This window comes from Paenibacillus sp. VTT E-133291 (assembly GCF_002264395.1).
Taxonomy (GTDB): domain Bacteria; phylum Bacillota; class Bacilli; order Paenibacillales; family Paenibacillaceae; genus Paenibacillus_AQ; species Paenibacillus_AQ nitricinens.
This window is the reverse complement of sequence record NZ_NFVA01000023.1, coordinates 40,901-56,267: the sequence shown is the minus strand read 5'-3', so window position 1 is coordinate 56,267 and position 15,367 is coordinate 40,901. Positions and strand designations below refer to the sequence as shown.

The 15,367-nt window shown below is 48.2% G+C and carries 8 protein-coding genes; all 8 read left to right on the top strand.

Annotation, left to right across the window (positions count from 1 at the left end; all coding sequences use genetic code 11):
• Positions 1-47: 47 nt before the first annotated feature.
• The 8 genes from CA598_RS12080 to CA598_RS12040 all read left to right on the top strand — a co-directional run bounded on the left by CA598_RS12080 (position 48) and on the right by CA598_RS12040 (position 15,317).
• Positions 48-527, top strand: coding sequence for an ABC transporter permease (locus CA598_RS12080; RefSeq protein WP_094876640.1), 480 nt, complete (start codon positions 48-50; stop codon positions 525-527).
• Between the two features lie 70 nt (positions 528-597).
• Complete coding sequence (locus CA598_RS12075) at positions 598-990, top strand: hypothetical protein (protein ID WP_094876639.1); 393 nt, start codon at positions 598-600, stop codon at positions 988-990.
• Positions 987-1,538: a hypothetical protein gene (locus CA598_RS12070; RefSeq protein WP_306440460.1), complete on the top strand. Its 552-nt coding sequence runs from the start codon at positions 987-989 to the stop codon at positions 1,536-1,538. The genes CA598_RS12075 and CA598_RS12070 overlap by 4 nt, the downstream gene beginning before the upstream one ends.
• Positions 1,525-2,499 carry a hypothetical protein gene (locus CA598_RS12065; RefSeq protein WP_094876637.1) on the top strand — a complete coding sequence of 325 codons (975 nt, stop codon included), beginning with the start codon at positions 1,525-1,527 and terminating at the stop codon, positions 2,497-2,499. The genes CA598_RS12070 and CA598_RS12065 overlap by 14 nt, the downstream gene beginning before the upstream one ends.
• Positions 2,500-2,626: 127 nt before the next feature.
• A complete protein-coding gene (locus tag CA598_RS12060) occupies positions 2,627-3,733 on the top strand; it encodes a copper amine oxidase N-terminal domain-containing protein (RefSeq protein WP_094876636.1) in 1,107 nt (368 codons plus the stop codon).
• A gap of 3 nt (positions 3,734-3,736) precedes the next feature.
• The gene (locus CA598_RS12055; RefSeq protein ID WP_256990474.1) at positions 3,737-7,570 is read left to right on the top strand and encodes a DUF5704 domain-containing protein; all 3,834 of its coding nucleotides are present in this window, start codon (positions 3,737-3,739) and stop codon (positions 7,568-7,570) included.
• Positions 7,571-7,594: 24 nt separating this feature from the next.
• Positions 7,595-8,011, top strand: a complete 417-nt coding sequence (locus tag CA598_RS12050) for a helix-turn-helix domain-containing protein (RefSeq protein WP_094876635.1) — start codon at positions 7,595-7,597, stop codon at positions 8,009-8,011.
• A gap of 13 nt (positions 8,012-8,024) precedes the next feature.
• Positions 8,025-15,317 (top strand): N-6 DNA methylase, encoded by a 7,293-nt coding sequence (locus CA598_RS12040; RefSeq protein WP_143812409.1) that lies wholly within the window; start codon positions 8,025-8,027, stop codon positions 15,315-15,317.
• Positions 15,318-15,367 lie beyond the last annotated feature (50 nt).

The following is a 15,367-nucleotide window of genomic DNA, read 5'->3' as shown; positions in this document are numbered from 1 at the left end:
AACGGAAGGCGTTTTTTTATTCCCAAAATAAAAGGAGAGATTGACACATGTCCAACGCACAAAAAGCACTGGTGATGGCCGCAGGTATTTTTCTTGCCATTGCCCTCATTACACTCGCGGTAGTTCTGTTTACTTCCGCACAGGATTCCACGAAAGCGGCGCAAAGCAATTTTAGCAACATCCAAACTGAATTGTCGCAAACGGCATTTACCGTGTATGACAACACAACACTTTCAGGTAGCCAAGTGGTCAACGCTTTGCGTAAGTTCCGTGACCAAGATCAATTCGGTATTCAAATCGTGACAGGAAAAAATCCGACTGGCCAATGGTATGGCAAGGTGGTGAATACGAGTGTTCCGCTAGATAGTGTCACGTATGGCATGATTGAGGGAACCGCTCCTGGTCAAATCAGTCAAACGGTAGACGAGGCAGATATTAACTATGTCAATCCAAGCGGCAAGTTCCGCGCATCATTGGTGCTCGACAGCAGTAATGTCATTCGCGGTATTATCTTCCGTCAGCAGTAATTGAATAAGTGACCGTTATACAGGCATCCGGCGCTATGCTAGATGCCTTGTATAGCAAGGGGAGGATGTTATGGATTATGCACCAAAACAAATGATTGAAATGAGCGTGGCTTTGCTCATTTTTCTGATGGCCGCAACAAGTGGATTCATTTTATTTCACACTGGTTCTAGTCTTAATTCGCTCACCTATCTATCCGGTCGCGATCAAGATCGCAGCTTGCATCAGACGTATTCACCACTTGCAGGTGATGGCACATTATCTGGTTCGGAAGTGTTGCATACTCTGGCTCGGCTTGAAGAAGGTGATGCGGAAATAATCGTAGACGGTGTTCGGTATGCGCCGTCCTTTCCTAGGGAATCGCTTCAAGCGGCGAATGTGAATCTGCAAGCTCGCTATGTACCCATATATGAACGGGATACAGATGGTCGCTTGCAACGGGTGTTGGTGAGGAGCTTGCCATGATGAACAGCTTTTTGAAAATATTCGCTGTATTGATCGCTGTGCTGTTGCTCTACCTCTACCCCATCTCGGCTGCATTCGAGCAGCAAGACGATATTTCAGAATTAGTCGCTTTACGCGCAACAACGCAATTTGTGGATGCAGTGAGGGATAAAGGTGGTATAACGCCGACGATGTACAATGACTTGATGTCCGCACTTTCGGCGACTGGCAATACATTCGTAGTGGAGATGGAACATGGCAGCAAGAAGTACGTACCGGTCTATCTTGATCCAACAAGGCCGGAAACATTTCAAAACACGTATGAAATCCACTATGATTCCTACTATCAAGCGCAAATTTTATCGGTACTGTTTCCCGGTAATTCCCTAGCAAAGGATGATCCCAGTCGTCGATACAGGATGCATACGGGCGATTACTTTTCGGTTGTCGTTCGGAATCTCAATCGAACAGCAGGTACATTGTATTTTGATTTTCTGGCTAATACGATCAGTCCAACCGAAAAAATTGTTATTCCTTATGGCGGGGTGGTGCGCAATGAAATGGATTGAGTGGGCGATCGTCGGTGTCCTGCTGTTTCTGCCCTTTGTGACCGTCAACCGTATTGATACCGAGACACTTCGACAAGTACAGCTTACTGAATTACGTTACGATGCTGTGTTGAATGCGGCGGTAGATGATGCCGCGAGTATGCTAATTATGAATGCCGCACAGAGGCAGGAAGCAGAGTACGCATCTGCCAAGCGTGTAGCACTCGACAAAGAGGAAGCACTGGAAACTTTTTTTCGGACGCTGGATGCGGGATTTGGCGTAGCTGGCGATCCGATAGCCGCAGGCGTGTTACACCGATATATTCCCGCCATTGTCATTGTGGGTTATGACGGTTTTTACATCTATGCTGAGGATGAATGGACAGGAACAGACGGAAAGAGCATTCTGAAATCGGTTTGGGGAACGAAGAAACCTTATGCCTATACCGATTCAGGAGGCAACAGTCTATCTTTCACGCTCGATCAAGAGGTGTTAGCTTATGATGCGTCAAACCGCAGTTGGCATGAAGGCTTGCGGCAGGACATCCAGCATCAAACATCTATCCCGCTTTTACAGGACCCGATGCTCTTTGAACAGGTGCGCCGAAGCACGATTGTCCAAGCGATTCAGGATGAACTAGCCTATCGTATCAATCAATATAATGAAACAGTCGCGAAGAGCGGTTTGTCCTATACATTTACCCTGCCATTCATTTCAGATGAAGAGTGGCACAATACCGTTGATGACGTAGGTGTGTTGGCTTTTTTACAAGGGATTCCGATGGGGACGAAAGTCTATAACAGTTATGCGCTTGGTGGAAGTCGCGTCATAAAACGTGATGACATTATCGGGGCTAAAAAAGGAAATATGAAAGTATATTACCGGAGTTCATGTGGGTACTCGTATCTAATTGAAGAAACGTTTGTCAGTGCAAAAGCGGCTGCCCAAAGAGGCTATATGCCACTTGATTGTCCCCCATGAGCGAACTCATAGCTAAAGTAGGATGCTTGTTGAGACAGTGGACATATTGCCGAATCAGTTTTATGATGTTGACAACGATAGGTTAAATCTTCCAAAGATATTTCTTGAATTGAAAGGAGCAAAGAGTATGAAAAGATGGGTAGGTGCAGGACTTATTACGCTGCTGATCTTTAGCGTATTTAGCATAACCGCAAGCGCTGCAAGCCGTCCTCCATCGTATGTCAGTGTCGTGATGGACGGACAAAAATTCTGGTTTCCCGATGCACAAGCATTTATAGATGAAAATGGGCGGACGCTTGTGCCCGTGCGCTTTATTGCCGAATCGCTCGGCGCAAAGGTCGGATGGGAATCCAAGAGCCAGACGATCCCGATTGAGCGAAGCGATCAGTCCATCATCTTGACAATTGGCAGTAACTTGGCAACGGTAAATGGCAAGGAAGTCGCATTTGATACGAAAGCGATTTTGAACGGCGGTCGGACGTTTGTTCCACTCCGATTTGTGAGCGAAGTGCTGGGAGCAACAGTAGAATGGGACAATTCCACATCGACAGTATTCATCTTTACAAAAGAAGATGCCAATAGCGGGTATGATGAATGGGGTCGTCTGATTCGCACGGACAATCTGCCGAAGAACGCGAAAGACTATCCTTATATCTTGGCAGATGTATCAAATGAAATGTATGAAATAGGTTATCCATATTCCAGACCTGGTCGAAGCAAAGTGGCTGCTGAACTGTACACTAACGAACCGGAATACAATAAGGGCAATATAGACATATGGATGAAGCGTTTGAAAACTTTCGGCGCGCTATGGCTGAACATTGATTACAAAACGATCGATGATACGTGGGCTAAAGCTATATTGGATACGAAGATGAGAAATTCCGATGCAGAACTAAAATATCTTCGCGAATACGTGGATTGGGTCAAGAAAAATCAAATTCAAGTCATCGGCTACTTAGACCCAGAGCCGTCTATGATTTTCCATGATGGATTCGGAGCAGACTATATTCGTACCAAGTTTCGGATACAATTTATTTCTTTTCAAGAACCTGAACGCTTAATTTATGACGAATGGTTTCCGCAGAATGCTGATTTTGAAAAACAGGTGTGGTATGAAGGATACACGGACATTAAGATGACAACGAATGTTGGGGGAGATTGGGGAAGCACATTAAAAGTTTCCCCTACTGCCAGTCTATTTTTTAATCATACCATTTCGAAGGTGGAATGAGGAATGAACAAGATAAAGCTTTATAAACGTGTTTTGTGCATGCTGCTGGCATGCACTTTTTTTATGCCCTTTATCGGGGTGCAACAAGCCAATGCCGCTGCACCGCAAATTGTCATACGCGATGGCATGATCCAATTCGAAATTACAAGTACGGCGGCAAGTACCTCCATTCGTTATCGAACCGTGGGTTGGGTCGTTACCAAGGATCAAGTTTGTACGGTGACTTCCCCTAAACAATGCAGTGATCCTAGAAACAAGCCACACGCCTTATTTATGAATCAAGAAGTGCAACATACAGGTCAATATCCGAATCCATCAATACCAGGGCAGCCAGTGACTTCTTACTATGAGATATCTGAGGAGGTTGTCACGCAGCGACTATGGCAGGCTGGCATGGACGGCATTCAAGATAACGATAATCTTTACTTTTACGCTGTGATGGTTTCGATTAATGGAGATGGTTCCGTTCGGAAAGGTCCCTTTTACACCTTATCTGGTATAAAGCAAGCTGAAGGATGGAGAGTTCCAGATGATCTGGATGATTACTTTGGCTTACACATCCCTTACCGAAGCGCAAACTTTCCTGTCGATGTGATTGCCAAGACGGTGAGTGGACGGGTAATCAATCAAACAGATGTGACCTATCATAAAGGAAACTATAAAATTGGCGAAACCATCGATCATGAATTTCCCGCAACGATTGAGGACGGAGGCAAAACCTATTCGATTGTCCGTTCTTATTTATCTCCCAAGCAGGATTTAACACAAAAGAAATGGTTGCAGGAAAACCCGGAAACAAACGATAAAGTACGCATTCGTAGTTTTACCGTCGCACTCGGTGGGTCAGATGCCATTGCGGAGTACGCGGAGCATAACCCGGTGAAGGCAATTTATATGAAAGAAGATGGTACGAAGCTCAAGGAACTGGACAAAGGTGTTTTTTCAACCGGAGATGAGGCCAATCATACCTTTGAAGCGACCCTTACAAATGCCGGGCAGACGTATGAAATCATCCGCTCCTACATCACAAACAACAATAAACCGGATGAAAAAATGTTCGTTCAGGAAAAAGGTGACGCGAAACTGCGGGAGCGTTCTATTTTGGTAGGGTCGGGCGGTTCTAACTTTGTCGGTATCTATAAAATTCCTTCCCCGGTTACAGTAACGTCTCGAATCGACGCGCATAGTTCAGTGGAATCTTCGGTCACAATGGTAGATGGGACTTTTATTTTTGAAGCTGAATCACAGCAACCATTGAAATCTTATGAAATAACGAAAATCGAGAATGCGACTCTAGCTACATCTAGTGACAAGTCGGGTACACTCAGTGGGCGTTCCGCTCAAAAGTCGCTTCCCATTAAAATTCCGTTTGCTTCCGGCTCTAATGTTACCGTCAAAATCACGGTTGTCGTGAAAGATGCAGGCGATCAGTCAGGGGATTCAACGGCTGTTCATACGGTGAATAAGGGAGGCGGTAACGGCGGAGAAACATTGCCGGGCGGATCTCAGGAGTCGGCAATGATGGATGCTGGTGCGTCTGCCGTCATTCAGGCTGACATACGAGGGGCTGAACGATTTGATGTGCAACAAGGTATCCCTACTTCCGAGAGTTTATATGTGAATGCGACAGCTAAATCCTACTTGTTCCGTAACAAGTTTACGGAAGTAAAAGGTATAAAAACGTACCCGATTACGGTTAGTAGAACGTATACGCTTCGCTGGACTGATTATGTTTCCGGCCCACCAGACGCTGATGGAAATCCGACAACCGTTCCAATTTCGCGTTCGGATACGCAGACCGTGACGCAAAGTTACATGATTGAGCGCAAGTATAACTATTGGACGATTCAAAATTTAGAGGTATATGGCATTCAAAGAGCAAGTTTCAACAATTATGCCTTGCCGTCAGGAACGGTGACGTTAGAGCCGAATGGCTACACGCCACCATCCGTTACCGCTACACACGATGCGTCCATCGGCGCTCATATTGTTGATCCAATTTATGCTAACGTCACGCTTCCCGGTCAAACGATTCAAGGCGGATCAAGTCGCCCATCCGTTCCGAATGAAAATTGGAAGAACGAGGCCGAAAAAGCAATTGGCAAGATCAAAGTGAAGAACGATTCGCTGATTTTTAATGGGCAGACGATTATGGACAATCGGACGGTGGAGGAAACCGCCCCGGCTCCAGGGACGATTCCAGCCCCACCAACCATCGGTCAAAATGTTCTATACGGTAGTGGTTATATGATTGATTCAGCAAAAAGCAACAAAGCGAGTCAATCCAGTACCGGTACGATCTACTATTCACTCATCAAAGGTATCGGAGGAGGACAAAATCAAAGCTTTACGATAAGTGGCATCAATCCGGTGACGGTGCATACGCCTGTGGTGAATCAGGCATCCGTATCCGATGATCGGGCGCATAACCAGAAAACACAGCCTACTGCCGGACGGTCGGCATTCATACTCAATCGGCCATTTACGATCACGATTCCGACCAACGGTCTTCACAAGAGCATCAAGGGATATGGAAATCGGGATTATGCCAAATATATGAAAGATAAGGAAGTCCGGTTTCCGTTTGATGTATATCGAGCAGATCGAACCACACTTATTCCGAAAGACACATGGGTATCTGTTGCGGTCAACCAGACGCAGGCAACTTTTTATTTGCCCGTCTGGGTGGACGAGGGGAATTATGATGTACTGTTTCGCACGATTGCCGAGAACAGTCCGGCATCTTTTACCTCGCAGCCCAATGCCAATCTCGACTTGTCCCATCATGTCGCTACACATGTTATACCCGTCGAGGTCATTGGTCGTTTGTACGACTTCCGTGTCACTGATATTGCCGATTACCAGTGGGAAACTGTATTTCGTACACAAACAGGTAGTGCTACGCCGACAGGAAACGCTTTTTGGGTTGGTACGAATGGCATAGACGGCGCACAGCGCGGCAATTCGGCCCCTTATATGTTGCCGATTCGACCGGGCAGTCACCCCGATAGCGGCAAGAAAAATGTAGCGGTTAAAACGGGCTATCACTTTAAATTTGAAGTCAAAACGCTCGGAAACATGTTTGGCGCGGGCGATGGTGTGAAGATTACACCTACCTTTTATTTCGTAGACAAACAGGGCAAAAACCGGCAACAAGTGGACTTGTACTATCATTCGGGCAATAAGCGGTTTATTCGGATTGGTTCTACGGAAGATAGCGAGCAACGCTTGGTCACAATGGATGCTCGACTGCGTAATGTGCCGCAACAAGAACTAACGAATACAGCACGAACGCAATGGAGTTTGACGGGTTCTGTTGGCAACCAAGCAACATACGTACAACAATATCTAAAAGATGCAGCTCAAAAGAAAATCTTAATCGGTGGTTACGATGGTCTATTGCTTCCGCCGCAACTTCGTACCTTTGTCGGAAGTATGAATGTGCCTTCCGGCGTTAATGCTGCTCGTGCCGATGCTGCCGTTCAGAAGTGGTACGGAGAATACAGTTTGCCTGCTGCGCCCTATGCCGTGCCGAAAGGATTTAATCTTGCTGAATATGGTCGCAAAAATCGGCTGGATGACAAGTCGCCTATTTTTTTGAAGGACGGATATATCATCGTCAATTTCAAGATCGAAACGATCCGTAACCGAGAAATGAGTAATCCGCATTTGCAGTATATTCATGCGCCGCTTAATAACCAGTGGCAAATAGAAGGGTTTAAACGTAGCTTTGTCGATCCGTTGGGCAGCACATTTGCTCTGATGGATGGAGATGTTCTACTCTATCATGCCGACTTGTCCAGTTATGATGATTTTGGAACGGGCGGTACACATTAAAATCAACAGCCGAGAGGAATAGACATGTTGGATAAGCATCAAAGTGCCGCATTCGGGGATGCGGCCTATTTTTATTCCGGTTCTGCTGAGGAGAATGCTACTGTTCGTAAGTATCTTCAAATCGGACTGCACCAAAGAAAAAAACCAATATGGAAAGATAGGAGGAGAATGCCGATGAACGATCTTGCCCGCTATCGGCTGTTGGCTGGGGCCGCCGTTCCGCCTGCCGCAAAGTTGTTGTACAGCTATTTGCTGGATTGCGCCGGCCGAAGGAATGGTGTCGTTTTACTTTCGGCAAGGCGGCTCGCGGCGGAAGTGGGTTTATCTTCTTCCGCGGTGCGTCGTAATTTGCACCGTCTGCAACAAAACGGTCTTATTCAACTGACAGCTCGATACTCGGAGGAAGGTATTCGCCTGACTAATCAAATTACGCTTTTGTAAAGGAGGTGCTCTCGTGACAGCCAAGTTGCAACGCATCGTCGAACTGGCGACTAGCACAGCTCGTGCGGTGACCGATCAACCTCAGGAATGGGCGAGTTTTTTGCAAACAGCAGCATGGAACTACAAATATCCGTTTCAAGATCAACTGTTGATCTACGCCCAACGTTCTGACGCGACGGCTTGCGCGCCGATAGATGTTTGGAACAAACGGCTGGATCGCTGGGTTAAACGCGGTGCAAAAGGGATTGCTTTGGTCGAAGATCGGGGCAATCACTTCAGTCTGCGTCATGTGTTCGATGTGTCGGATACCCAGAGTAGAACACGACAGCCCATATTGCTATGGCATTTGCAGGATAATGACACAGATGCTGTGATCGAAACAATGGAAAATGCATTCGGAGTATCGGATGAAATCGAGACACGTTCGGATCTGCCTGCTGCGTTCATTGCTGCTGCGCGGAATGCAGTAGAGGACAATAGTGCGGATTATGTGGCGCAGTTGATGAAAGAACGGGAACTCAGCTTGCTTGACGACTTGGATGTACAACATGTGGAACTATTGTTCAAGCAAACAACCGAAATGTCTGTCGCTTATATGGTGTTGGCCCGTTGCGGGTTGAACCCGACACATTACATCAGCATCGAGGATTTATCCGGGATCGGATATTTTAATACGCTTCCCACCCTGTCACATATGGGCGCAGCGATCAGTGATGTGTCCGAGATGATGTTACGGGAAGTGGAATCAACCGTCCGGGCGTTACGCCGAGAAGCTCAGCGAGTAGATAAGAGCCATTCGTCTCATACCCTTGCAAGACCCGATTCCTTATCGCACAATGAAGCTACCTTACAAGAAAGGAACGATGAACATGGAACTGACCTACACGCCGCAAGGGGATTACCTGCTGCCCGACCTGACATTGAGCAAGGTAGCGATGCGGATCGGGAAGTACGGCATGATGCGCAAGACATTTCTGAAAACCGAACGCAAAGGGATGTACGCTCATCTGATGTTGACGGAACAGCTAAACCACCATCTGACAGACATCGACCGGACAGCGCGGGAACAGATCGAACAGACGATGCAAGAGCTGCTTCGACTGAATCCAGCACCGGACAAGGCGAGCGATCCGCTGGCTTGGATGGAACACATGAACCATCTGAAACTACAAGCGGAGGAACTGATTCTTACGGAACTGATTTATCACTAAAATGGTACGACCGGAAAACGGAGGATAAAAGTCTTCCGTTTTTTCATGACCAAGCGATCATTAATGATATGCTTCGAGCTGCGCCGCTACGGGAGAGTAAGTCGGACATCGCAACGTATTTTAATGACCATGAGGACGAGCGTGAGCGCCTGTTATATGTGCGCGGTCTTTTTCAGGCAGGCATCACCGAACTGAACCTTGATGAGGACGTGCAGGCTGGGTTTGAACCGTACCGTAATGTACTTCATCTATGGACGGGTACAGCGGATGAGCGCACAGTGCAAAGCTTTTACGATTGGGGCGTTATTACCGGGCATATCGCGAGCATGATACTATTAAACGAATTTGACATATCAAGAGGATTGGAACCTTCTATCCAGCAGCAAACGCTATGGATGGAGCAAGCGGGAGCTGATAAAGCTTCCGCTTTTTTAATGCCGCAAGCGGTTATCGACGCTGTATTGCAAAACGGTAGCGGATTTGAGCATGGTAAGTATCGGATTGCACTACATTTCCAACAATCATTGTCCGCACAGGAGAATGCTGATTTCCTAAAACGGGAATATGGGATTGGAGGCCGCCTCCCGGCGTTGACCGGCACAGATATTCATGAAAATCATGATAGTAAAGGCATCACGCTAACGCGCGGCTCGATCATGAACCCGGACGCTCGGGTAGTACTACCGTGGATGAAGGTGCAGAAACGTATCGGTGAACTGTTGGAAGCAGGACGTTATTTGAATCGACAGGAAACGGAGCGATTGCCCGCCTACGCGGAGAAGCAGGAAGAAGAACGATTACAGCGTGCAGCCGAGACAGCAAGAAGGAATCAAACAGAGGCGGATGAGCCGCCATCGGAGGAGCATCCTGACTTGGATGAGCCATCTGAACCGAAACAAATACCTCTGAACCGGGAGCGAGCGCGATACGGTTATGATGTGGGCAGTATCGTCTGGATCGGTGCAGACGAATATGAAATTGTGCAACTAACACCTCAAATGGCGGTGCTGCAAGATCGGCAGTTTCCACTGTTTATTAAAGAATGGGATATCCGAGATTTCGAACGAATACTGCGTGAAAATCCGTTGAACGATCATCTGATTATCGGGGAACAGGAACTGGAGCTTGCAAACGAAGCGGCATGGGAAGAAGCGGAAGATGCACATTTACCGGATGAGTCTGCAATAAACGAGCTAGAGCCAGCGACGGAACCTGCCGATGTTCCTGATCTTTCCCCTACTCTTGTTACCCGCCATCTTGTGCCAGTCCCTCCATCCGCTCCGGCAGTCAATTACCGTATCATCGACGATGAGCTGGGACATGGCGGTGCAAAAACGAAGTTCAAATGGAATATAGAAGCGATTCAACTGTTGAACGGGTTAGAGCAGGAGCAACGGCAAGCGACAGCGGATGAGCAGGCGGTATTAGCGCGCTATGTCGGATGGGGCGGCATACCGCAAGCATTCGATGATGCGAACACTGGGTGGGCAGCCGAATATGCGGAACTGCAATATTTGCTCGCGCCAGAGGAATACGCGTCCGCTCGCGCGTCAACACTGAATGCCCACTATACGTCTCCAACTGTCATCAAGGCGATGTACGACTGTCTGGAAAATATGGGCTTTCGTAATGGTAATGTTTTAGAGCCATCTTGTGGCATCGGCCATTTTTTCGGTTTAGTGCCGGAGTCGTTAAAAGACTCGCGGCTGTTTGGCGTGGAATTGGACAGCGTTACTGGGAAAATTGCCAAGCAACTATACCCACAGGCATCGATTGCGGTCAGCGGCTTTGAACAGACGAATTTGCCAGACAGTTTCTTCGACCTTGCTGTAGGGAACGTACCATTTGGCGGTTACGGCGTGGCGGATAAGCGATACGACAAGCACAAGTTTCTTATTCACGATTATTTCTTCGCCAAGACACTGGACAAAGTGCGCCCAGGCGGCATCATTGCTTTCATTACGTCCAAAGGGACGATGGATAAGAAAAATCCTGTGGTGCGCAAATATATTGCAGAGCGCGCTGAACTACTCGGAGCTGTGCGTCTCCCGAACACGGCCTTTCAAGCCAATGCAGGCACAGAAGTAACCGCCGATATTTTATTTTTACAAAAACGGGATCGGATGGTTGCGGTCAGCGAGCAAACAGAAGCGTGGCTTTCACTTGGTGAGACAATGGGTGGTGTGCCGATCAATAGTTATTTCGTTGACCATCCCGATATGGTGCTGGGCACGATGGCTTTTGATGATCGCATGTATGGCAATCGACAAGAAACGACATGCCAGCCGTACCCGGATACGAATCTGGATGAGTTGTTGCGTGAAGCATTATCTAACATTCATGCCGAATGGGTGGAGCAGGAACGGGAAGACCAGCCGGAGGAAGAAGACCTTTCTCTCCCCGCCGACCCGTCTGTCCGTAATTTCAGCTTTGCGTTGGTGGAGGGTCATATCTACTATCGGGAAAACAGCCGGATGCGGCGCGTTGAAACATCGGCGACAGCAACGGGTCGCATCAAGGGCATGATCGGTCTGCGGGACACGGTGCGCGAACTGATTGAGTACCAAACCGAGGACTACAGTGATGAAGCAATTCAGGAGCAACAGCGCAAGCTGAACGCGCTGTATGATCGATTTACTGCGCAGTACGGACTGATTAACAGCCGTGCCAACAGCCTTGCTTTTTCGGATGACAGTGCGTACTTCCTCCTTTGCTCACTAGAAATTATCGACGAGGAAGGACGACTACTTCGTAAAGCGGATATGTTCACTAAGCGTACGATTCGGCAACGCATCAACGTGGAGCAAGTGGATACGGCTTCGGAGGCGCTTGCTGTTTCCATCGGTGCAAAAGCCCGTGTTGATCTGCCGTATATGTCGCAGTTAACCGGCTTGACGGAAGAAAAACTCATAGAGGAATTACGTGGCATTATCTTTCCGAATCCAGAAATGCAAGATGAAACCGACCAACCTGTCTTTGAAACAGCGGATGCATATTTGTCTGGTCATGTTCGGGAGAAGTTGCGTGTGGCGAAACAGTTCGCTGCATATGATAAACGCTATAGTGAGAACGTCAAAGCACTTGAAGCTGTGCAGCCCAAAGACCTGGATGCCTCCGAAATTGATGTCCGTTTGGGTGCCACTTGGTTGCCGCCACAAGACATTCGACAATTTTTGTTTGAACTTGTGGATACGCCGCCGATGTACCAGACTTACATCGATGTGATGTATTCCGAGTATACGGCTGCTTGGAACGTGAAAGGCAAAAGCGATGACCGCAGCAATAATATTAAAGCGAACGTTGCGTATGGTACAACCCGCATGAATGCGTACAAGATTCTGGAAGATACGCTCAATTTGCGTGACGTGCGTGTATTTGACACGGTTTATGAAGATGGTGTGGAAAAGCGCGTGCTGAACAAGCAGGAAACGGCCATCGCCCAACAAAAGCAGGAGATGATGAAGGAAGCGTTTCGGGAATGGATATGGCGAGATCCACAGCGGCGCGAACGACTCACGCGGCTGTACAATGACCGGTTCAACGCGATTCGTCCTCGTGAATATGACGGCAGTCATATCCGATTCACCGGGATAAACCCGGAAATCCAGCTGCGCCAGCATCAGGTCAATGCGGTGGCTCGTGCGCTGTACGGTGGCAACTCCCTATACGCTCATTGTGTCGGCGCAGGGAAAACATTTGCCATGACCGCCGCAGCAATGGAGAGCAAGCACGTGGGGCTGTGCAACAAGAGCATGCTAGTCGTTCCGAACCATCTGACCGAGCAGTGGGCGGCGGAGTTTTTGCAGCTTTATCCATCGGCAAATATTTTGGTGACAACCAAAAAGGATTTTGAAACGAAGAACCGCAAAACGTTTTGCGCACGGATTGCCACTGGCGATTATGATGCCATCATCATTGGACATTCGCAGTTCGAAAAAATACCGATTTCGACGGAACGCCAGCGGCAGCAATTATTTGAACAAATTTCGGAAATTACAGATGGCATCCGGGAACTCAAGGAAGCTAGGGGTGAACGCTATGCGATCAAGCAGCTTGAAAAAACGAAGAAGACATTGCAAACCAGATTAGAAAAACTAAACGATACCAGTCGTAAAGACGATGTCGTGACGTTCGAGGAATTGGGCGTAGATCGGCTGTTCGTGGATGAAGCCGATTCGTATAAAAACTTATTTTTGTATACCAAAATGCGCAATGTGGCCGGATTGTCACAAACCGAAGCACAAAAGTCGTCCGACATGTTTGCCAAGTGCCGGTATATGGACGAGCTGACCGAAGGCCGAGGCATCATTTTTGCGACGGGTACGCCAATCTCCAACTCCATCACCGAGATGTATACGATGCAGCGTTACTTGCAATATGAGCGGATCAAGCGGCAAGGCTTACAGCATTTCGATGCGTGGGCGTCTACGTTTGGCGAAACGGTCACAGCGATAGAGCTTGCACCGGAAGGAACGGGCTATCGGGCGAAAACCCGGTTTGCCCGTTTTTACAATTTACCCGAGCTGATGAATGTGTTCAAGGAAGTGGCCGACATCCAGACGGCAGACATGCTCCAGCTTCCCGTGCCGAAAGCACATTTTCACAATGTGGCTGTACCTCCGAGTGAGTTTCAACGCGACATGGTTGCCGATCTCGCCCGCCGCGCTGAACAGGTGCGGGCAAAAAAAGTAGAACCGCACGAAGACAACATGCTCACGATCACCAATGACGGGCGCAAGCTGGCGCTCGATCAGCGGTTGGCAAATCCGATGCTTCCAGATGATGAAGGCAGTAAGGTGAGTGCCTGCGCAGATAATGTATATCGGTATTGGTTGAAGGGGCAAGAACAACGCCTTACGCAATTGGTATTTTGCGATTTGTCCACTCCAAAGGCGGACGGGACCTTTAACGTATACGACGAACTACGGCGCAAGTTGGTGGAAAAAGGGGTCACGGCTGAAGAGATTGCCTATATTCACGATGCCAACACCGAAACGAAGAAAAAGGAATTATTCGCTAAAATGCGTAACGGTCAAGTTCGGGTATTGCTTGGATCAACGTTCAAAATGGGGGCTGGCACGAACGTGCAAACGAAGCTGATTGCACTGCATGATCTGGATTGTCCGTGGCGTCCGCGCGATTTGGAGCAGCGCAGCGGGCGCATTGTCCGTCAAGGGAATCAGAACAGTGAGGTACACATTTTCCGTTATGTTACGGAGAACACGTTTGATGCTTACCTCTATCAAACACTAGAGAACAAGCAACGGTTCATCTCACAGATTATGACCAGTAAATCGCCAGTGCGATCAGCCGAAGATATTGACGAAACTGCCCTTTCTTACGCCGAAGTGAAAGCGCTGGCGACCGGAAATCCGTACATCAAGGAGAAAATGGACTTAGATATCCAAGTATCCAAGCTGAAGTTGCTCAAAGCCAATCATTTGAGTCAGCGTTATGCGCTGGAAGACCGGCTGCTTAAGCTGCTGCCGCAACAGATCAAGTCTACGGCAGAACGAATCGAGGGATATGAACAGGATGTCGCCATGTACGTGCGTTCCAAAACGACTGTGCAGGGGAATGCGGATGAATCGAATTTTCCAGGCATGGTCATCAAGGATTTTACTTATTCGGAGCGGACGGCAGCAGGTGAAGCTTTGCTCGATGCATGCAAGGGTATGACATCACCCGATCCGCAAGCAGTGGGCAGTTATCTTGGTTTTTCCTTGTGGCTGTCCTTTGACAGCTTCCATAAGGAATACAAGGCCATGTTGCGTGGTGCACTGAGTCATACGGCAACGCTCGGAGCGGATGCAGGCGGCAATATTACCCGAATCAACAACACGTTATCCGACTTGCCTGCGAAATTGGAACACGCTCGTGAACAACTTGTTACGTTGCAGAAGCAGATGGGTACGGCGAAAGAGCAAATTGAGACGCCATTCGAGAAGGAGCAGGAGTTGCAGACGAAAACGGCGCGGCTCGCGGAATTGAATGCCCTGCTCAACATGGACAAACGGGAAAATGAAGGTGTTGACAGCGTGCCGGACGAAGAAACGGCATCGCCGGAACGGAAAACAACCTACCGGGAACGCTGAGCCCTTCACACATTCGCATCCTGTTTCCGCCACTTGTATGCTATTTACGA

Bases quoted from the DNA above. Each gene is read 5' to 3' on its own strand.
- CA598_RS12080 (WP_094876640.1), top strand. From the start codon at position 48: ATGTCCAACGCACAAAAAGCACTGGTGATGGCCGCAGGTATTTTTCTT.
- CA598_RS12075 (WP_094876639.1), top strand. From the start codon at position 598: ATGGATTATGCACCAAAACAAATGATTGAAATGAGCGTGGCTTTGCTC.
- CA598_RS12070 (WP_306440460.1), top strand. From the start codon at position 987: ATGATGAACAGCTTTTTGAAAATATTCGCTGTATTGATCGCTGTGCTG.
- CA598_RS12065 (WP_094876637.1), top strand. From the start codon at position 1,525: ATGAAATGGATTGAGTGGGCGATCGTCGGTGTCCTGCTGTTTCTGCCC.
- CA598_RS12060 (WP_094876636.1), top strand. From the start codon at position 2,627: ATGAAAAGATGGGTAGGTGCAGGACTTATTACGCTGCTGATCTTTAGC.
- CA598_RS12055 (WP_256990474.1), top strand. From the start codon at position 3,737: ATGAACAAGATAAAGCTTTATAAACGTGTTTTGTGCATGCTGCTGGCA.
- CA598_RS12050 (WP_094876635.1), top strand. From the start codon at position 7,595: ATGTTGGATAAGCATCAAAGTGCCGCATTCGGGGATGCGGCCTATTTT.